Source organism: Alteromonas sp. BMJM2 (assembly GCF_027257845.1).
Lineage (GTDB): Bacteria > Pseudomonadota > Gammaproteobacteria > Enterobacterales > Alteromonadaceae > Alteromonas.
This window is the reverse complement of record NZ_JAPVOT010000008.1, coordinates 1-19,367: the sequence shown is the minus strand read 5'-3', so window position 1 is coordinate 19,367 and position 19,367 is coordinate 1. Positions and strand designations below refer to the sequence as shown.

Annotated in this window: 18 protein-coding genes; 12 read left to right on the top strand and 6 right to left on the bottom strand. The window is 44.1% G+C overall.

The genetic code is table 11. The features are described 5' to 3' along the window. Nucleotides 1-115 precede the first annotated feature (115 nt). Nucleotides 116-751, bottom strand: a complete 636-nt coding sequence (locus O9X84_RS10340) for a response regulator transcription factor (RefSeq protein ID WP_269519675.1) — start codon at nt 749-751, stop codon at nt 116-118. 173 nt (nt 752-924) lie between these two features. Between O9X84_RS10340 and cmoA the strand changes: the two genes are divergently transcribed. From cmoA to O9X84_RS10295, 9 genes are all read left to right on the top strand, one after another. Then, nucleotides 925-1,656, top strand: coding sequence for a carboxy-S-adenosyl-L-methionine synthase CmoA (gene cmoA, locus O9X84_RS10335; protein WP_269519674.1), 732 nt, complete (start codon nt 925-927; stop codon nt 1,654-1,656). Nucleotides 1,657-1,763: 107 nt separating this feature from the next. Further along, on the top strand, nt 1,764-2,747 hold the full coding sequence (gene cmoB, locus O9X84_RS10330; protein ID WP_269519673.1) for a tRNA 5-methoxyuridine(34)/uridine 5-oxyacetic acid(34) synthase CmoB: 984 nt from the start codon (nt 1,764-1,766) through the stop codon (nt 2,745-2,747). Nucleotides 2,748-2,842: 95 nt separating this feature from the next. Next, nucleotides 2,843-3,712 carry a kinase gene (locus O9X84_RS10325; RefSeq protein WP_269519672.1) on the top strand — a complete coding sequence of 290 codons (870 nt, stop codon included), beginning with the start codon at nt 2,843-2,845 and terminating at the stop codon, nt 3,710-3,712. After that, entirely contained in the window at nt 3,712-4,521 is an 810-nt protein-coding gene (locus O9X84_RS10320; protein ID WP_269519671.1) for an HAD-IIB family hydrolase, read from the top strand. The genes O9X84_RS10325 and O9X84_RS10320 overlap by 1 nt, the downstream gene beginning before the upstream one ends. 12 nt (nt 4,522-4,533) lie before the next feature. Next, entirely contained in the window at nt 4,534-5,760 is a 1,227-nt protein-coding gene (locus O9X84_RS10315; protein WP_269519670.1) for a glycosyl transferase, read from the top strand. A gap of 1 nt (nt 5,761) precedes the next feature. Beyond that, nucleotides 5,762-7,516: a sugar phosphorylase gene (locus O9X84_RS10310; protein ID WP_269519669.1), complete on the top strand. Its 1,755-nt coding sequence runs from the start codon at nt 5,762-5,764 to the stop codon at nt 7,514-7,516. 120 nt (nt 7,517-7,636) lie between these two features. Continuing rightward, entirely contained in the window at nt 7,637-8,320 is a 684-nt protein-coding gene (locus tag O9X84_RS10305) for a phosphoglycolate phosphatase (RefSeq protein ID WP_269519668.1), read from the top strand. A 322-nt stretch (nt 8,321-8,642) separates the two neighbouring features. Then, the gene (gene moeA, locus O9X84_RS10300; protein WP_269519667.1) at nt 8,643-9,881 is read left to right on the top strand and encodes a molybdopterin molybdotransferase MoeA; all 1,239 of its coding nucleotides are present in this window, start codon (nt 8,643-8,645) and stop codon (nt 9,879-9,881) included. Between the two features lie 136 nt (nt 9,882-10,017). Continuing rightward, nucleotides 10,018-11,382, top strand: coding sequence for an MATE family efflux transporter (locus O9X84_RS10295; protein ID WP_269519666.1), 1,365 nt, complete (start codon nt 10,018-10,020; stop codon nt 11,380-11,382). Nucleotides 11,383-11,555: 173 nt separating this feature from the next. Here the strand turns inward: O9X84_RS10295 and O9X84_RS10290 are convergent, their stop codons facing one another. Together O9X84_RS10290 and O9X84_RS10285 are read right to left on the bottom strand one after the other, a co-directional pair. Further along, the gene (locus O9X84_RS10290) at nt 11,556-12,737 is read right to left on the bottom strand and encodes a vWA domain-containing protein (protein WP_269519665.1); all 1,182 of its coding nucleotides are present in this window, start codon (nt 12,735-12,737) and stop codon (nt 11,556-11,558) included. Beyond that, nucleotides 12,737-13,573, bottom strand: a complete 837-nt coding sequence (locus tag O9X84_RS10285; protein ID WP_032096473.1) for an AAA family ATPase — start codon at nt 13,571-13,573, stop codon at nt 12,737-12,739. Before O9X84_RS10285 ends, O9X84_RS10290 begins: the two co-directional genes overlap by 1 nt. A gap of 213 nt (nt 13,574-13,786) precedes the next feature. On the opposite strand from O9X84_RS10285, the gene cysK reads away from it, so the two are divergent. Then, on the top strand, nt 13,787-14,752 hold the full coding sequence (cysK, locus tag O9X84_RS10280; RefSeq protein ID WP_269519664.1) for a cysteine synthase A: 966 nt from the start codon (nt 13,787-13,789) through the stop codon (nt 14,750-14,752). A 291-nt stretch (nt 14,753-15,043) separates the two neighbouring features. Beyond that, the gene (locus O9X84_RS10275) at nt 15,044-15,502 is read left to right on the top strand and encodes a hypothetical protein (RefSeq protein WP_269519663.1); all 459 of its coding nucleotides are present in this window, start codon (nt 15,044-15,046) and stop codon (nt 15,500-15,502) included. Nucleotides 15,503-15,566: 64 nt separating this feature from the next. On the opposite strand, the gene O9X84_RS10270 is transcribed toward O9X84_RS10275, so the two are convergent. After that, nucleotides 15,567-17,012 (bottom strand): M24 family metallopeptidase, encoded by a 1,446-nt coding sequence (locus O9X84_RS10270; RefSeq protein ID WP_269519662.1) that lies wholly within the window; start codon nt 17,010-17,012, stop codon nt 15,567-15,569. A gap of 196 nt (nt 17,013-17,208) precedes the next feature. On the opposite strand from O9X84_RS10270, the gene O9X84_RS10265 reads away from it, so the two are divergent. Next, on the top strand, nt 17,209-17,448 hold the full coding sequence (locus tag O9X84_RS10265; protein ID WP_269519661.1) for an RNA recognition motif domain-containing protein: 240 nt from the start codon (nt 17,209-17,211) through the stop codon (nt 17,446-17,448). Nucleotides 17,449-17,564: 116 nt separating this feature from the next. Here O9X84_RS10265 and O9X84_RS10260 read toward each other — a convergent pair whose 3' ends face one another. Next, nucleotides 17,565-18,536 carry a PhzF family phenazine biosynthesis protein gene (locus O9X84_RS10260; RefSeq protein WP_269519659.1) on the bottom strand — a complete coding sequence of 324 codons (972 nt, stop codon included), beginning with the start codon at nt 18,534-18,536 and terminating at the stop codon, nt 17,565-17,567. Between the two features lie 138 nt (nt 18,537-18,674). Continuing rightward, nucleotides 18,675-19,367, bottom strand: a 693-nt coding sequence (locus O9X84_RS10255; protein WP_269519658.1) for a group II intron maturase-specific domain-containing protein, incomplete at its 5' end; no start/stop codon positions are given.

Here is a 19,367-nt window from a genome sequence, read left to right as displayed (position 1 = left end):
AAAGTTCGGTTTTTTTTAAATTGCTTCGCTAGTGGGCTGACGCTAAGTTAGCTTTGTTTTCATTTTAATTTACACACTAGCCGCGCGCTTTTCAGCTCGTTTGTTAGCGCTTATATTAGCTAAGCTGAAGCTTATCCATTAACAGTACTGCTTGGGTGCGTGTATTAATTTCTAGCTTGCGAAGTATTGCACTGATGTGCGCTTTAATAGTAGCTTCTGTTACGTTCATCTCATGCGCGATTTGCTTGTTCATAAGACCTGCACGCAAGTATGAGAGTACTTGGATTTGCTTTGGGGTTAATTCTCTAAATCTTTGTAGCAATACTTTAAGTTCATCATCCACTTTCTCAAGCTGCTCTGCGATACCACTAGGAAGCCATTTTTTACCCGCAATCATATCGACAATAGCTTGAGCGATTTCTCGAGTTGCAGATACCTTAGGGATGAACCCCTGGGCTCCCAGACTCATTACCTGAGCAACAACTTCGACGCCGTCGCTACCAGAGATAACACCTACCGGGATATTCGGGTATTGCTCTCTCAAGGTAATTAAGCCATTGAAATACTCGCCACCTGGCATATTCAAATCGAGCAGTACCAGCTCAATATCATCATACTCGCTAAGTCTGTCTTGAGCAGTCTCAAGACTTTCCGCTTCGACGATTTGAGCATTTTCGAAATAAGGGGTAAGCGCACCACTCAATGCTTCTCGAAACAACGGATGATCGTCTGCAATTAAGATTCTAGTCATTAACGTACTACGTCCTTTTTATAATATGAGTATAGATTAATACTTTAGACTAGTGACTAAAACCCCTAATCCGTAAAAAACCTGTAAATTCAGTATATATTTTACGTTTTGGTTTGGCATTTCCGTTTCAAACGGTAAAATTGTATGTCCAGATTCGTAACCAAGAGAAATACGTGAAGAAACACGACAACATTTTTGCCGCCCCGCTGAACAAAGTCACCGACTTTAAATTTGATGAGTCAGTGGTTGATGTGTTTCCAGATATGATCCAACGCTCGGTGCCCGGCTATGAATCTATAATTCACGCTATCGGTGAACTTGCTGCAATGAAGGTGACCAATGGTAGCCGTGTTTATGACTTGGGCTGCTCTCTTGGCGCTGCTAGTTTATCGGTGGCGAGAGCAACAGAAAATAAAGTGTGTGAGATTATCGGTATTGATAGCTCTGAGGCAATGGTTGACCGCTGCAAGCGGATTGTACAAACCTTTTCACTGCCAAACCCTATTAGGGTTGAACAAGGAATGGCGCAGGATATCCAAATAGAAAACGCTTCTATGGTGATAATGAATTTCACTTTGCAATTTATTCCCCCTGCGGATAGGGGGAGTCTGCTTAAACGAATTTTTGACGGCTTGAACCCTGGGGGCATACTGGTTTTATCTGAAAAAATTCGCCACCCTTCAGTGGCTGGAAATGAACTTTTAATCGACTTACATCATCAATTCAAGCGCAATAATGGCTACAGCGAGTTAGAAGTCAGCCAAAAACGTGCCTCGCTAGAAAAGGTCATGTTGACCGATACGTATGCAGAGCATGAGCAAAGGCTAAGCAATGCTGGCTTTGATGAGGTAGTGATGTGGTTTAAGTGCTACAACTTCACCTCTATTGTTGCCCTTAAGCGATAGGTTTAGCACCTCGAGTTACTTTTATCACTTTATCGGCACCCATCATTTCTTTTAGCTACACATGGCGTTATTGACGCTTTATATACTAAGAGCACAACGAGAACACAATGAGCAAATTAGCGCAGACTTGGTTTAACGACTGCTATAAATCTCTGTTAGATAGCCCTCTTTCAGCGTGGCTTCAAACACTTCCTTCACAGCTCAACACATGGCAGCAACACAATAAGCATGGTGAGTTCGATAAATGGTGTCGACTTCTCGCCAAGTTGCCGCAAACAGCGCCTAGCACTATTGAATTAAGCACCAGCGTAACCGTAGGCGCTGCTGCTGACATAAACGAATATACTCAAAAACAAATTAGCGGGTTAATGAAGCAATTTATGCCATGGCGTAAAGGCCCTTTCTATCTGCACGACATTCATATCGATACAGAGTGGCGCTCAGATTGGAAATGGGATCGCGTAGTGCCTCATATTGCGCCGCTTAAAAACAGACAAGTGCTAGACGTAGGCTGTGGCAGTGGCTATCACATGTGGAGAATGCTGGGCGAAGACGCCTCCGGTGTCTATGGTATCGACCCCACACAGCTGTTTTTAATTCAGTTTCAAGCCATTAAGCACTTTATTGGACAACGAAATATTCATTTTTTACCCCTTGGCATTGAAGACATGCAGCCGCTTAAGGCATTCGACACCGTGTTCTCAATGGGAGTGCTCTATCATCGCAAAGATCCTATGCAGTTTCTTACCCAGTTGAAAGACCAGTTGCGCAAGGGTGGCGAATTGGTGCTTGAAACCCTTGTTGTTGATGGTGATGAAACCACTGTGCTAATGGCTGGCGAGCGTTACGCACAAATGCGTAATGTTTGGTTTCTTCCCAGCGCAAAGGCGCTGATGGTGTGGTTAGAGCGTCTCGGATTTGAAAATATACGCGTGGTTGATATTAACCACACTACCCTTGATGAGCAGCGTGCAACAGAATGGATGGAGACCCAGTCGTTGAAAGATTTTCTCAACCCAGAAGATATTACGCGCACCATTGAAGGCTACCCTGCACCACAAAGAGCCGTTATCGTCGCTAACAAGAAGTAATTGAGCTCATCTTGAAATTAATCGCTTTGTTGGCATAAATGTTGTAACCCTAAGCAGTATTGGAGTGCTAATTCTGTATTGATTAGGGTGACAACATGGATATACATGGCTTTTTAACAGCCCACCATCTGCCAAGTAGCTACGCAGACACTGCACAAATGTGGTTCATCCCACTCTGTGAACAGTTACTAAAGCACCAAAAAAGTGCAAAGCAACCATTCATTGTGGGTATTAATGGTTGCCAAGGCTCTGGAAAATCTACACTCACCAGTTTTATAGAGTCCTATTTAACATCTGATTACGCAATGCGTGTGGTCTCACTTTCCATTGATGATTTTTATCTGGATAAAGCCCATCGAAACGCTCTTGCCATAAAGGTACACCCGCTATTAAAGACGCGCGGCGTACCGGGAACCCACAACATACCATTGGCTCTCAACACGTTTTCTATGCTTGAAAAGGGCGAACGAACGCAGCTTCCACGGTTTGACAAATCCACGGATAACCCCTTCCCAACATCTCAGTGGCCAGTAATGGACGCTGTCCCTGATGTCATCATTTTAGAGGGCTGGTGCGTGGGCGTCTCGCCACAAGAATCCTCAGCGTTAACACTCCCTGTTAATGAGCTAGAAAGCGAAGAGGATTCACTGTGTACCTGGCGCTCTTTTGTAAACAGTGAACTCGCTAATGAATATCAAACACTTTTTAACAAGATAGATTATAGTGTGATGCTAGCGGCCCCCTCCTTCGACAGCGTCTTACATTGGCGTTTAGAACAAGAGCACAAGCTTGCTAAAACGTCTACAGGCGAAAAGACTGGCGTAATGAACGATGATGAGGTTGCTCGTTTTATTCAACACTATCAGCGCCTTACTGAGCATGCACTCAGTACGCTTCCTCAGCAATGCGATACCGTATTCTATTTAGACGAACACAGAAATATCACTCAACAGGATTTGAAGTAATGACAAAAACGCTTGTTTTCACCGATATGGATGGCACGTTGTTAGACCATCATACTTACTCTTTTGAGGCGGCGAAACCGGCTTTAACCGCATTGGACAAAAAGCAGATCCCCGTTATTCCAACCACCAGCAAGACCTATGCAGAGCTCCAGCCTCTTAGAGAGAAAATAGATTTAACGGGCCCTTTCATCATTGAAAATGGCGCTGCTATTTTTATTCCACACGGTTTTTTTAAACAAAAGCCAGCCGGCACAGTATGGGTGGACGGATATTGGTGTAAGGCGTTTATATCGAGCAAAAACCACTGGATTAAGCTGTTGGAAAAAATAAGTGGTGACTTTGAAGGCAGCTACAAACAATTTTCCAAAATGTCCATTGAAGAAATCCAAGACAGTACAGGATTAGATGAATACTCCGCCTCCCTTGCCGCTAAGCGTCAGTTTGGCGAGCCCATTTTGTGGCAAGGCAGCGATGACGATAAACAAAAATTTCTCAAAGCAGTATCACACAGAGGCGCGTATCCTCTAGAAGGTGGGCGGTTTATCCACGTTTCCGGCAACTGCGATAAAGGCCAAGCGCTAACGTGGCTGGCAAAAGAATACCAAAGACAAAATGGTGTTGCTGTACAAACCGTTGCCCTTGGGGACGGAAATAACGATATTGCCATGCTAGAAGCGGCAGATATCTCAATACGAATTTTATCACCGGTAAATCCTCCGCCAACAGTAAAAAAAGAAGAGGTATATACCAGCACCCTTTACGGTCCAGAAGGTTGGGCCGAAATGCTTACTCAATTGCTATCGCTATAATTAGGAGCACATATGGCTGATTTTTATCAAAACGGTGTTATTACTACATTACATAATTTATCGCGCAGACCCACAGAAGACTTAGAGGCTGAACTTCTTCAATTTTCTAAAAAACGCCCCATGGCGTTGATTTTACCCTCTTTATTTTCAGAGCTTGAAGGTGATGCATTACCTCATATTATTGGTGAGCTCACATCGGTTCCCTATTTGGCCGAAGTTGTTATTGGATTAGACAGAGCCAACGAAGATCAATATAAACACGCCCTTAAATTTTTCGGTAAATTACCACAGCACCACCGGGTGTTATGGAACGATGGGCCGCGCCTAAAGGCCTTAGACGAAGAGTTACAAGCGCAGGGTTTAGCCCCAAAAGAAATGGGTAAAGGTAGAAACGTATGGTACTGCATGGGTTACATACTGGCTTCAAACCGCGCTGAATCTGTGGCGCTTCACGACTGCGATATTGTGACCTATGAAAAAGACTTACTTGCCAAGCTAATTTACCCTGTTGCGAATCCCAACTTTAACTACGAGTTCTGTAAAGGGTTTTACGCCCGAGTTGCCAACGGTAAAATTAACGGCAGAGTGTCTCGTCTGCTGGTAACGCCCTTACTGAGAGCGCTCAAACGCATTATGGGTGACAATGAATACCTTGAGTTTATGGATAGCTTTCGTTATCCACTAGCGGGAGAGTTTTCATTCAGACGTGATGTGTTAAACGACATTCGCATTCCGAGCGACTGGGGACTAGAAATTGGTGTATTGTCTGAAATGCATCGCAACTATTCTCATAACCGTCTATGCCAGGCAGACATCTGCGATATTTATGATCATAAGCATCAAGACTTATCGTTAAATAATGATGAAGGCGGCTTATCAAAGATGTCTATCGACATCACTAAAGCCATTTTCAGAAAGTTAGCGACTCAGGGCTATACATTTAGCAATGAGATGTTCCGCTCAATTAAGGCGACGTATTTTAGGATTGCACTCGACTTTATCGAAACCTACCACAACGACGCGGTAATGAACGGATTAACTCTAGACATTCACAGCGAAGAAAAAGCGGTAGAAATGTTTGCCAGTAATATCATGAAAGCGGGTCAAAACTTCTTAGAAAACCCGATGGAAACGCCGTTTATTCCAAGTTGGAACCGAGTAACTAGTGCGGTACCTGACATTTTAGAACGCCTACTTGAAGCGGTTGAAGCAGACACCGCCGAATATATGGAGAAATAATATGGCATGGGAACCTCTCTATGACAAAGTAAAGCACCATTTAGAGACTATCTATGCCGATGTTTCGTTAGACGTGTCCTATGAAACGCTAACGGAGCAGCTGCTAGCCGCTATCGGCATAGCATCGAGCGAAGACATTGCTTCGCCTCAATCTCACCATAACTATTGGGATGAAGAAGATATTATTATGATCACCTATGGTGATAGCGTTATCCGTGAGAATGAAAAACCATTGGTAACCTTGAATAACTTCTTACATCAATATTGCAAAAACACGATCAACAATGTGCATATATTGCCATTCTTCCCCTATAGTTCCGACGATGGCTTTTCAGTCATTGACTATTCAACCGTTAATGAGTCGTTAGGCTCGTGGGAAGACATAGAGGCCATAGCGAAAGACTATGGGCTGATGACAGATTTGGTTATAAATCATTGCTCGGCGAGAAGCGTTTGGTTTGATAACTTTATAAAAAGTGAAGGACCAGGCTCAGATTTTTTCTTTACCGCTGACCCACAAGACGATCTTTCTATGGTAACCAGGCCTCGTGTCTCTCCATTGCTGAGAGAAACTGAAACCGCCGAAGGGACTAAGCACGTGTGGTGTACCTTCAGTCATGATCAGGTCGATTTTGATTTTAGAAATCCAAAGGTGCTGCTGGCCTTTGTGGACATTATCAAACTGTATATTGATAAAGGCACCAAGCTTTTCCGGCTAGATGCGGTGGCATTTTTGTGGAAAATAGTCGGCTCAAATAGCATTAATCTGTTTCAAACTCACGAAGTTGTGCGTTTATTGAGAACACTGATTGAGCATGTCGATCCTTCTATCATTATTATCACAGAAACCAACATTCCAAATAGAGAAAACCTAACGTATTTTGGCAATGCAAACGAAGCGCATGCCATTTATAACTTCTCTCTACCACCGCTTCTGGTTAACACCCTTGTCACTGGCGATTGTACCTATTTAAAGAGCTGGATGATGAGCATGCCTCCGGCGCAAAACGGTACGGCCTATTTTAATTTCATTGCGTCACATGATGGTATTGGATTACGTCCAGCTGAAGGGCTGCTCGACGATGAAGAAATATCAGATCTGGTTCATACCATGCAGAACTTTGGCGGTAAGATTTCTTGGCGAGCGTCTGAACACGGTAAACAAAAACCTTATGAAATTAATATTACCCTGTTTGACGCATTACAAGGCACCACCAAAGGGCCAGACCGATTCCAAGTAGACCGCTTTATCTGTGCTCACTCGATTATGCTAGGAATGGAAGGTATTCCCGGGCTGTATATTCACAGCTTACTGGGCACATCCAACGACTATGAGAAAGTGGCAAACACAGGACAAAATAGAAGTATTAACCGTCGCCGCTGGAATATCGATGAATTAGAGGTTCTGCTTGATTCGCCCTTCTCTCAACACCACAAAGTGTTAACCCGGGTGTCTCAGCTTATCCGTATAAGAAAGGCGCAACCAGCATTTCACCCCAATGCAACTCAGTTCACACTGCAGTTGGGTAAGGAAGTATTTGGGTATTGGCGGCAAAGTCTTGATAGAAAGCAAAGTATTTTCTGCGTGAATAATATTTGCGATGAAGAAAAAACCATTTTGCTATCAGATATCAATCTAATCGGCACTGACAACTGGATAGACTTGGTAACACGTGATGAAATTTGTCTTTCAAGCGGCTTTATTCAATTAAAGCCCTACCAGACACTGTGGATCAGTAACCAAGACTTTGAATAGTGTGTGGCAAGAGGTGATACATGATGTGCTGAGCGTTGGTTTCAGCACATTCAAATCGCCGCAATAAATTAAGTCACAGCCTCAAAATTTACATTAACCACCAGTAACGACCCGTATTTTATGCAGCCTATAACCACTTTTATATTTGATTTAGACGGTACACTTGTTGATTCAGTCCCCGATCTTGCGAGCGCATTAAACAATGCACTTAACGATGTGGGTATGGCAACGTTCGGTGAATCCACAATTAGAAATTGGGTAGGTAATGGTGCAAAAGTGCTGGTTGAGCGAGGACTATCTGGCAATACCGATGCTAACACGCAGCAGTCTAAGTCTATAAGCAACGAGTTAATCGACCATACCTTTCAGCGTTTTTTATATCATTACGATTTAAACGTGTGTCGCGCTTCTACTCTCTACCCTCATGTGTATGACACACTCAGTTCCCTTTCACGTAAAGGCTATACGCTAGCGCTAGTAACTAATAAGCCCAAAAAGTTTATCGCCCCCATTGTGGAAGCGTTCAAGGTTGAATCTTTTTTCTCTCTCTTTATTGGTGGTGATTCTTTAAAGGAAAAGAAACCTTCACCCTTGCCTTTGAACCATGTTTGTAAAACCCTGAACGTCAAAGCGAATGAATGCGTTATGGTAGGCGATTCGAAAAACGATATTTTAGCGGCACATGCTGCAAGCATACGAAGTGTTGGGCTTACCTACGGATATAACTATGGCGAAGATATTCGTGCGCACAATCCCAATTGGGTATTTGATGACTTCAGTGGCATTGCTTCTATTATTTCGTAGCACTAGACGCCTAACGTTACGCCCATCACCTATATCCCCAGCTTTGTACCCGTAATCTTATATGGCCGCCCTTTAGAGTAATTAGCCTATACCATGTTTCTAACTAGCACGTCTGCCGGTATACCATCAGCTAAAACTATCCATAAAGGTTGAATACTAACGCATTAACCTTTGGTGGATAGCGTATTTTTCTGTAGTATTCCTCGTTTATTTTTATCATCGTTAATGGTGTCTTCATCCATTTTCGGTGATGGTCTTTTTTTCATTAAGCTAAACGTAATCAATTTCATACCACGGTTTAATCACTCAGGGAGTTATCAAAATGTCATCTAGCTGGCTTTCATTGGAAGAGGCGCTCGCAAAAGCGCTAGCAGCTACGCACGCGGTTTCTGACGTTGAAATAGTGAGCCTATTCAGTGCACATCGTCGTGTAGTAGCACAAGATGTTGTCGCTACGCTAGATGTACCGCCCTGGGATAACTCTGCAATGGATGGGTTTGCTATTAACGCAGGCTCATACAATCAAGGCCAAACCCTTATCGTTCAAGGTATTATTACAGCTGGAGAAAAGGCCTCTACCCCCCTAGCCGTTGGTCATGCTTACAAAATTATGACTGGCGCGCCTATTCCAGATGGCGCAAATGCAGTGATAATGATTGAGAACTGTGGCAGTGATGCGAACGGCAACGTGATCATTAATGAGGACCCTACACCGGGTCAAAATATCCGCCCTCAAGCCAACGATATCACCAAAGGGCAAGTACTTATTAAAAAAGGAACTCAGCTACGGGCAGAGCATCTTATGTTACTTTCCTCTCAAGGTCTTAACGAGGTGGTGGTTTATCGAAAACTACGGGTTGGTGTTGTTGCCACTGGCAATGAACTAGCGGCCCCTGGCGAGTTGCGCAGCAATACGCAAATTTATGAGTCGAATCGTGTTGGTATCAGCGCCATCTTAAGTGACGAAAATGTAGAAGTGATTGATTTCGGCATCGTTGAAGATGATAAAGCATCACTGACCTGTTTATTTAATCAAGCCGCAGACCCTACTAGCAAGGCGATAGGCAACCATGTGGATATTATGGTGAGCAGTGGCGGTGTATCCGTTGGCGATGCTGATTATGTAAAAGATGTCATAGAGGCCATGGGCCACATCGAGTTTTGGAAAATTGCTGTTAAGCCAGGAAAGCCTTTTGCTCTTGGTAAACTTAACAATACTGTATTTTGTGGACTGCCGGGCAATCCCGTCTCCTCTTTTGTGACCGCGAAGCTGCTTGTACTTCCCATTATCAGTAAAATGCAGGGGCGTCAAGACGGTCACACTGCGCTCACTGTAACGGCTGTGCTTACAAAAGACATTAAGCGTCGTGCTGGGCGTCGAGATTACCAGCGAGCCACTATGAGTTACGACGACAATGGGAGCTTAGTGGTCACGCCGTTTAAAACACAAAGCTCAGGTGTGATGACATCGATCACATCCGCTAATTGCTTTATGATCATCCATGAAGATATAAGCACGTTAGCTATTGGCGATACGGTGCCGGTGATGCCATTTACCTAATGCGCTAAAGCCTTGCCTGTTGCGCTATGCCTATTGAGCTATGCCTATTGCTTTTCATCTTTCAAACAATACTGTTTAGACATGATCTTTTAAAAAACATTTTAGTCTGAATTTTTTACCGTGAGAATAAACATCTGTGAATAGAAAACGCTTTATTATCGAAGCTAGAGACGTACTAAAGTTAGCGTGGCCGTTGCTCATTGCCCAAATTACGCAAATGCTGATGGGTGTCAGTGATACTATAATGGCAGGACGCTATAGCGCGACTGACATGGCTGCTGTGGCTTTAGGCTTTAGTATTACCATCCCCCTTCTTTGCTTTATTCAGGGTATTGCGCTTGCCTTACCGCCTATAATATCAAGACTACACGGCAACAAAAACATTGCGGGTATTGCTGATGCCAGTCAGCAAGCTGGTTATTTGGTGTTATTTGTTGGCTTAATGATCGCCGCGTTTATTCCCTTTACCGAGAGTATCGTGTCACTCTTTCCTATGGCACCAGAGCTTCACAGCATAACCGTAGACTACGTTATCTATGTATTTCTTGCCATGCCTGGCTTTGCTATCTATCAATGGCTGAGAAATTATTGCGAAGGACTAGGTAAAACAAAGCCCACCATGATCATTACCGTCATTGGCTTGATGGCAAACATTGTAGGCAATTATTTATTCATTTATGGTGTTGGCCCATTACCTGCCATGGGTGGTGCTGGCTGCGGGGTTGCTACTTCGCTGGTTATTTACACCATGCTAATTGCCACCTTTATCTACGTACGTTTTTCACCTGCTCTTAGAAAATACGATCTGTTTAATCAATGGTATCGTCCAAACATAACGTCCATTAGAAGAACCTTTGCTTTAGGCCTTCCTATTGCAATGACAATCCTGTTTGAAGTGACACTGTTCTCTGCCGTTGCCCTACTTCTTGCGCCGTTTGGCGCTACCGTAGTGGCAGCACATCAAGTCGCGCTTAATTTTTCTGCACTGATGTTTATGTTTCCAATGAGTATAGGTATGGCCGTGGCCATTCGCATTGGCTATCGTATTGGACAAAAGAACCCTCGACAGGCAAAAATAGCAGCGCGAAGTGCCATTTTAATTGGATTTATTACTTCTGCATGTACCGCCACCTTCACCCTCGTGGCTAAAGGTTTCATTATCAGCTTATACACAAGCGACGGCGAGGTTTACGCCATTGCCAATGCCCTACTTATCTATGCAGCGCTTTTCCAGCTCTCAGACGCTGTACAGGTAATATCGGCCAATGCGCTGCGAGGATATAAAGACACCACGGCAATGTTTATCATCACCTTTGTGTCATATTGGCTTATCGGTCTTCCTACCGGCATTATTTTGGGAAGAACCTCATGGCTGACTAACGAGCCAATGGCAGCGGCTGGGTTTTGGATTGGGTTTATTGTTGGATTAAGTGCCGCCGCAGTATTACTGGGAGCTAGGCTACTTTATATTCAGCGTTCAACTAACGTGCTTAAAGCGTAAACAGCGGACAAGCGATTAACGCTTCAATAGCAGACAAATTCATAGCAAAGGTTCAGAAAATTTAACCAATCAGCTAGCAATGAGCCCTTTCACTTTTAACAGTAAAAGGGCTCATTCCTGTTTTTCCCACCGCTTTCTATGCGCGAGCCAACACGAAATTAACTATCTGCTGATTATCGAGCACGACTCAGTCCTTTTATGGCGTCAGTCAGACCTTCTAGCGTCAACCCATACATTTTGTCTTCCATAATTTCACGCATAATTTTGATAGACGAGTAATAAGGCCAATAATTTTCAGCCTGAGGATTTAGCCACACCGCGTTACTGAAGTGATTTAACAGCCTTTGCATCCATGCACTGCCTGGCTCTTCATTCCAGTGCTCTACACTGCCGCCAGGATAGGTGATTTCATAAGGCCCCATAGTGGCATCCCCTACAAATATCACTTTATAGTCTTTGCCGTATCGATGAATAATATCCCATATTGAGATCCGTTCTTTATTACGGCGCAAATTATCCTTCCACACTTCTTCATACACACAGTTATGAAAATAAAAGTATTCCAAGTACTTAAATTCAGACTGCACCGCTGAAAACAGCTCTTGAGTGGTTTTCACATGAGGGTCCATAGAGCCTCCCACATCGAAAAACATCAACACTTTAACTGCATTGTGTCTCTCAGGTGCCATATGAATATCCAGCATGCCACCCTTTCTCGCGGTTTCACCAATGGTCGTTCTTACATCAAGTTCTTCACTCGCACCCGTGCGGGCAAATTTGCGCAGCTTTCGAAGGGCAACCTTAATGTTTCGCGTGCCGAGCTCTACATCGGACGACAGATTTTTGAATTCCCGTTTGTCCCATACCTTAGCTGCAGAGAACTTGCGATTGCCCTTTTGACCAATGCGAACACCCTCAGGGTTATCGCCATACGCGCCAAAGGGTGACGTACCGCCCGTGCCTACCCATTTGTTGCCACCTTGGTGACGCTTCTCTTGCTCTTCTAAACGTTTTTTAAGGGTTTCCATGAGCTCATCAAGACCACCAGCTTGCCTGAGGGCCTCGCGCTCTTCAGCACTTAGGTTCTTTTCAAGCTCTTTGCGTAACCATTCCTCAGGGATCTCTTTACCGAATAAGTCAATTGACTCGACACCTTCAAAATAATTAGCAAAAGCTCGGTCGAACTTATCGTACTGAGTTTCATCTTTTACCATGATGGTGCGCGACAAACTGTAAAACGCTTCAATATCGGCATACACCACGTGCTTTTCCATTGCTCTGAGTAAATCAAGCAACTCGCGAAGGGTTGTTTTAACCTGATATTTTCGTAGCGTGAAAAAAAACTGAATAAGCATTAGCGTCTCGCCATAAAGGCCAGTTTTTCAAACAGGTGGATATCTTGCTCATTTTTCAGCAGTGCACCATAAAGTGGTGGGATAGATGCTTTCCCATCTTTGTTGTGCAGGGCCTCTGGTGGAATATCCTCAGCTACCAGCAATTTAAGCCAGTCAATTAACTCAGAGGTGGATGGCTTTTTCTTAAGCCCTGGCACATCGCGTAAATTGAAAAATGCACCTAATGCCTCGCTCAGCAAATTCTTCTTAAGATCAGGGAAGTGAACATTAACAATCTCTTCCATATCTTCAGGTGTTGGAAATTGAATATAGTGGAAGAAACAGCGACGCAAGAAAGCGTCGGGTAATTCTTTCTCATTATTGGACGTAATAATAACGATGGGACGCTGAGCGGCGACAACGCGCTCTTGGGTCTCGTACACATAGAATTCCATTTTATCGAGTTCGAGCAATAAGTCGTTTGGAAACTCGATATCGGCTTTGTCTATCTCATCAATGAGCAATACTGGGCGTTTTTCAGCGGTAAACGCTTCCCAAAGCTTTCCTTTAACAATATAGTTTTTAATATCGTGAACACGATCGTCGCCAAGCTGTGAATCACGAAGACGGGAAACCGCATCGTATTCGTACAGTCCTTGCTGAGCTTTAGTCGTCGATTTGATATGCCATTGGATAAGCTCAGTGCCTAAACTTTCAGCGAGCTCTTCAGCAAGCATCGTTTTACCGGTACCTGGCTCGCCCTTGATTAATAAGGGGCGCTCTAGAGTAATAGCTGCGTTTACCGCGAGCTGTAAGTCTTTGGTTGCGATGTAATTAGACGTGCCACTAAAAGCCATTCTTCTTATACTCCGTTTAATTCTTCGTCTTCATGTAATTTAACAATAACATATAGCTAAAAAACACTTTGCATTTTTACGTTTGGGACCAATGATATAGGGGTATAAAGAAATCCCCAAATTCAGGCTATGAATTATTAACTATTAAAAAGGTCGTACCGATCACGACTGTTGGGATTTGCTTGCGAATCAAGAACGAGTTAAGGATTAGAAATGAACGTATTTGACGACAATTCTCTTGCGATTGGCCGTACGCCATTAGTGAAATTAAATCGCGTTACCTCTGGTAACGTGTACGCAAAAATAGAGTCTCGTAACCCAAGCTTCAGCGTTAAGTGCCGTATTGGTGCAAACATGGTTTGGGATGCGGAAGAACGCGGTGTACTGACCAAAGGAAAAGAGATCGTAGAGCCTACAAGTGGTAATACAGGTATTGCCCTAGCGTTTGTTGCGGCTTCACGAGGCTATAAGATAACGCTAACCATGCCAAGCAGCATGAGTTTAGAGCGACGCAAGTTGCTTAAAGCATTAGGCGCAAACCTAGTGCTTACCGAAGCGCCAAAAGGTATGAAAGGGGCTGTTGCCGCTGCACAAGAAATTGTTAACTCAGATCCTGACAAATACGTGTTATTGCAGCAGTTCGACAACCCGGCAAACCCAGCTATCCATGAAAAAACCACCGGGCCTGAAATTTGGGAAGACACCGATGGTAAAGTTGATGCTTTCGTCGCTGGCGTAGGTACAGGCGGTACAATCACTGGTGTAAGTCGTTACCTTAAAAACACTAAAGGCAAAGCCATTACATCCGTTGCGGTTGAACCAACTGACTCTCCTGTTATCACCCAAGCACTTGCGGGTGAAGAGTTAACGCCAGGCCCACATAAAATTCAGGGTATTGGTGCAGGATTCATCCCGGGCAACCTTGACCTAGATCTTATCGACGAAGTAGAGCAAGTCTCTAACGAAGAATGTATGGAAATGGCGCGCAAGCTAATGACCGACGAAGGCATATTAGCGGGTATTTCTTCTGGTGCTGCGGTGGTAGCAGCAAAGCGTTTTGCTGAACGCCCAGAAAATAAAGACAAGATTGTTGTTGTGCTTTTAGCCAGCGCAACTGAGCGTTACTTAAGTAGCCCAATGTTTGCCGGTGCCTTCGACGAGCAAGAAGAAGTGCAATAAAAGACAAAGCTTCTGCTACTTAACAACGCAGAGTATCGCTAAGGCCAACGGATTTTAGCGATTAACATGTTTGAGTATAAAAAACATGCGGCATGAAGAAAGATAGAGCAGTCTCTATCATTGAAAACAAGAGCGAGAAACTTATTCCAGTTTCTCGCTTTTTTTTGTCTTTGCATTTCGTTTAGCAGCAACATTTTTGGTATTCTTGCAGACAGAGATAGTGGGAAGATTAAAACACGCGCAAAATAGCGCGCTCTGCCCGTTAAGAAAAACGCCCAGGAGTATGAAAGAATGAACGCTCATAAGTTGTATATCGTGTTCTGGCTAACCGCTTTGCTAGTGCTTAGTGCATGTGGTGAGAAAGAAAAGGGAATTGGGCGCTATGGCATGCTTGATGAAAGTACACCTGAATACACAGCCGTTGCCTTTTTGAATAGCGTGTATGAAGATGACAATCTAGATAAAGCCATTTCATTATCTAGTGAAAAGATGACTCGCATACTTAAACGTTACCACACCAATAGAAACGTTCAGCGACATCTTCTCAATTTAAAATACGACACAGTAACCGTAACACCTCAAACATCTGGCAGCTTAGGCAGAACCGAGTTTGCGGAGAAATCTACCATTACCGTCTTTTTAAGCGGTATGTATGGCGATGATAAAATCGAGAAATTACGCAGCTTAGACCTTATTAAAGAAGACGGTGACTGGAAGATTAATAAGATTCATCCCGATACCTACCTGTAAACAATATCTAAGCAGCCAGAGTAATAGCGTGCTATCTGATGGATAACACGCGCTCTAGATACACCTAATTTATTAGAATAAGAGAAGTTTGCGGTTGTGTTAGAAATCTAGCACCACCCTCTTTTATAACCACCATATCTTCTACTGAAATAGTCTTAGTTGTCTGTCTTTTTCCCTCATGTAAAACGGTTGATGAATCGTCATTATGTTCAGAATAATACCAACTAAAAAAACCATCAAAAGCAAAGGTCATTTGTCTGTCCAGTAGTTTATCGGATGCGGGTCTCACTCCCAAATTGGGTCCGACATCGTGCGCCACATAACCCACTGGGTGACCTGTGCTCCACATAACAGGTAGAGAGCCTGATTGCTGCATAACGTTTTGCTGCGCTTTGTGAACGGCATTGCCCGTAGCGCCTGGGATCATGGCGTTAAATGCTGCATTGCGACCATGGACTGCACTTATCCAAGCATACTGAAGTTGCTCCGGTGGTTGTGCTTCACCCTCTTGCAACACATAGGCAAAACGTTGAATGTCAGTCACCCACTGCTTAAAAACGCGTATACCGAAATCTATTTGAATGACATCCCCTCGCTGAATCACTCGGTCAGTAGGGTGCGAATGCCCTCTGTCTGGACCGGAATTAACCGCTGGATTCTGGCTAGGAGCCCAACCATCGCCTACTCCCGCGTACGACATTTTACGCTTTAAGAATTGCGCAATGTCTAAGTCAGTGGTCTTTCCCGGAATGACAGTTTGATAAGCTTCATATTCCCATCTTGAGGTGATAGCGGCGGCTTTCGCCATTATCTCTACTTCTTCCGGTAACTTTCTGGCAAGCCAATAGTAAATGGCGTCTTCAGCGCTTTTAAATGATATATCAGTACCTGTAAAAGCGTCGGTTAGGGCAATATATTGTGAATGGCTTAGTCCATCAGCAAGTGGATTAACGGTAAAACTATTGATCCCAATTTGGCCTTTCGTATTCTGCTGAGTGAGAAACGATGATGCCGCCTCTATCGCGCTTTGTGATTTATCTACGTCGATTACAAAGTCAAACGTACCTAATTCTTTTAGCGCCGTTGACTCACTCAATGGAGAAAATATTCGTGAAGTCACTTCGTCGGATTCATTATCTTTACTAAAGAGAACCACCGCCGTGCCACCTGCATTTTCACAACCTACATGTTTAGCTAGGGGGTCGTTGTTATTCTCACGACATATAATTAACCAGTGGTTCAAGTCTGCTGCAGCCATTGCGCCGGGCAATAGCGTGCTAATGCGCTTTCTTCGTATTTTAAGCCATGGAGATGGCGAATTGAAATACGCAATGTATCCTTCTACTTCCTCAGAAGAGGGGATCATATTGATAGCATTCGGCTCCGTTGCATAGACCTTTTCAGATAACAGCTTTTCGTCGCTGTTGGTTTGGCCAAAGGCATTTTTATAGAGCCCCCCGCTCACTAGTGCAATCAATACCAACGGTATATATCGTTTGTGCGTAATCATTCTTCTTTTCCTTTTATTACGTATTGAGGGTTGAATTTTAGATGTAAAAACTCAGACCTGACATTCATTGTTAAATGAATGTCACCGAGCAAAGGATTTCACAACAACTAGGGCGTGATGAATAAATGTATTCTTTGCTTGGTTTGCTTGTTTATACCTGAGACAATAAAGATTCATTTTTTAAAGCGACGATCCTATGAAACTTCTAGTTCGCAATCTTGCGAGAACGACCACAGAACAAGAAATTCTTACTCTTTTTTCAGCCCACGGCACTGTAAATGACTGCAGCCTTGTACTTGACAAAGAGACCGGCCAATCAAAAGGTTTTGCCTTTGTTGAAATGGCTGATGCTGACGAGGCTAACAATGCCCTGAAAAGTCTTCATCACACTACGTTGGCAAATAATAAAATACGGGTAAAACTAGCCCAAGACTAGGGCTTTTAATACACACGCCTCTACGATATCACCTGGGCACATTGAGTATCTGAACACGTTCTGCTTCCTACACCCCTCTACGCTTTTACCTTAAGCGGAACAAGAGCAAGAGAGCTTTAGATACTCGGGGATCTGAGCACGATAGCTTTTTTGCCAATAGTGCTGGCTAAGCCTGCCACTGATACTTCCCATTGCGTGTTTTTGCTGTCTTTAATGGCAACAGTAGCCAAAATACGTGAAACACATCCCATTGCCCGCCCCTGCTCAAAGACGAAGTTGAAAGTTGAATTCTTCTTAGTGAGCGTACGCCGGTGTTTGCTGCAATTTTCACTGCTGCTTGCTGTAGAACCATTCTTCTTGATACCAATATCTCCAATACAATACTTAGCTAAATAGCAGGCCAAGGCACCACTGGCACTTCCCGTAGCCGACTCTTCTGCGATCCCAAGCAGAGGGGCGAAGTTTCGACAACTCGCGGTGAGGTTAGACGAGGATTCACTTAGCTCGAAGGCGTGTATCCCTACTGCATTATGCTGTCGGCAAAACTCAGTGGTTTTATCTTTGTTTAGGCTAATTTTACTTAAATAACCTGTTGGCAACGCCACAATAATATCCGGCAGCCCGGTAGACACAACTTCAATGGGAAGATGAGTAGATGCCAAAATATCAGGTGCAATTCCAATGAGTTCAGATACCTCTTCATAAGTAAGGCGTTGGGTGAATTCTGGCGACTTTTGCCCCATAACCACATTACCTTCGCCCGTGATGCTCACCCCCAGCATTCCTGCCTTCGTGCGCTGTGTATAGTCCCCTGCTGGTAATATTCCTTTTTTAAACATCAGTGAAAATGCGGCGAGAGTGGCATGGCCGCAAAAATCAACTTCGCCAGTAACGGTGAAAAATGACAGTGCTACGTCGGCGTATTCGTCTTTAGATACAAAGGCAGTTTCAGAATAGCCCACGGCCTGAGCTACCTTAAGTTTTTCTTCAATACACAAGCTATCTGCATTTAACACCACCCCCGCAGGGTTTCCGCCCTCATCAAAAGCGGTAAACGCATTGACCAAATGCACCTCAATTGTCTTCATTTAACATTTCCTCGTTTCAAAAAAGAAACAATAAAGAATGTGATAAAAGCCGCAAATATCGAGTAGGGTGAGGCGTCACCGCCTCATCCCTCTCACAGAACCGTACATACGGGCCTCGTATACGGCTCATGCACATAATCATTTAGCGTAGTTGCTAAACACATATCCCGTTGCAACATTCTCCACGTTCATTAGCCCGAGTTCATCGAACCAACTGTTTGGCATCGCATAGCTTGCTAAGGGGCTGCGTGCACTGCACCAACTCGTCATGTTGATGTGAGCGAACTGACCTTTATAGCCATGCTGGCGTAGCCAGCGATGGAGGCGGCTCGCCTTCTTCCATAACTTAAGTTGGATACTGCGTAAGCGACGTCTTAGCCAGCTCGCTATTTGCTTAAATACCCTGCTCGCATTGGCTATCTTGAAGTAGTGACTAAACCCTCTTAACAGTGGGTTTAATGCCTTGATGACCGATTGCAGCGGTATTCCGCCATTGCGTTTCGTCATCTGCTTGAGCTTCGCCTTAAACGCGGTGAGTTTCTTGGGCTGTATACGGGTATATTTCGTCCCGATTTCAACGCCGAGGAACTTCACACCATCATCACTGTGTGTGATGTGTGTTTTCTCCGTATTTACGCTTAGCTTTAGCTTTTCTTCTAAGATTTGTGTAGCTTGCGCTTTGGCATTCTCTGCCGCTGCTCGACTGCAACACAAGATAAGGATGTCATCAGCATAGCGCACTATGCGGTGCCCACGTTGTTTCATTTCCTCATCGAACGCATCCAGATAGATGTTCGCTATGAGGGGGCTTATCACCCCGCCTTGCGGACT

What these genes read in the sequence shown, in the direction of transcription:
- O9X84_RS10305 (WP_269519668.1), top strand. Translation starts at nt 7,637, where the DNA reads ATGCAGCCTATAACCACTTTTATATTTGATTTAGACGGTACACTTGTT.
- O9X84_RS10340 (WP_269519675.1), bottom strand. Translation starts at nt 751, where the DNA reads ATGACTAGAATCTTAATTGCAGACGATCATCCGTTGTTTCGAGAAGCA.
- O9X84_RS10270 (WP_269519662.1), bottom strand. Translation starts at nt 17,012, where the DNA reads ATGATTACGCACAAACGATATATACCGTTGGTATTGATTGCACTAGTG.
- moeA (WP_269519667.1), top strand. Translation starts at nt 8,643, where the DNA reads ATGTCATCTAGCTGGCTTTCATTGGAAGAGGCGCTCGCAAAAGCGCTA.
- O9X84_RS10260 (WP_269519659.1), bottom strand. Translation starts at nt 18,536, where the DNA reads ATGAAGACAATTGAGGTGCATTTGGTCAATGCGTTTACCGCTTTTGAT.
- O9X84_RS10310 (WP_269519669.1), top strand. Translation starts at nt 5,762, where the DNA reads ATGGCATGGGAACCTCTCTATGACAAAGTAAAGCACCATTTAGAGACT.
- O9X84_RS10290 (WP_269519665.1), bottom strand. Translation starts at nt 12,737, where the DNA reads ATGCTTATTCAGTTTTTTTTCACGCTACGAAAATATCAGGTTAAAACA.
- O9X84_RS10275 (WP_269519663.1), top strand. Translation starts at nt 15,044, where the DNA reads ATGAACGCTCATAAGTTGTATATCGTGTTCTGGCTAACCGCTTTGCTA.
- O9X84_RS10320 (WP_269519671.1), top strand. Translation starts at nt 3,712, where the DNA reads ATGACAAAAACGCTTGTTTTCACCGATATGGATGGCACGTTGTTAGAC.
- O9X84_RS10315 (WP_269519670.1), top strand. Translation starts at nt 4,534, where the DNA reads ATGGCTGATTTTTATCAAAACGGTGTTATTACTACATTACATAATTTA.
- cmoB (WP_269519673.1), top strand. Translation starts at nt 1,764, where the DNA reads ATGAGCAAATTAGCGCAGACTTGGTTTAACGACTGCTATAAATCTCTG.
- O9X84_RS10265 (WP_269519661.1), top strand. Translation starts at nt 17,209, where the DNA reads ATGAAACTTCTAGTTCGCAATCTTGCGAGAACGACCACAGAACAAGAA.
- cysK (WP_269519664.1), top strand. Translation starts at nt 13,787, where the DNA reads ATGAACGTATTTGACGACAATTCTCTTGCGATTGGCCGTACGCCATTA.
- O9X84_RS10325 (WP_269519672.1), top strand. Translation starts at nt 2,843, where the DNA reads ATGGATATACATGGCTTTTTAACAGCCCACCATCTGCCAAGTAGCTAC.
- O9X84_RS10285 (WP_032096473.1), bottom strand. Translation starts at nt 13,573, where the DNA reads ATGGCTTTTAGTGGCACGTCTAATTACATCGCAACCAAAGACTTACAG.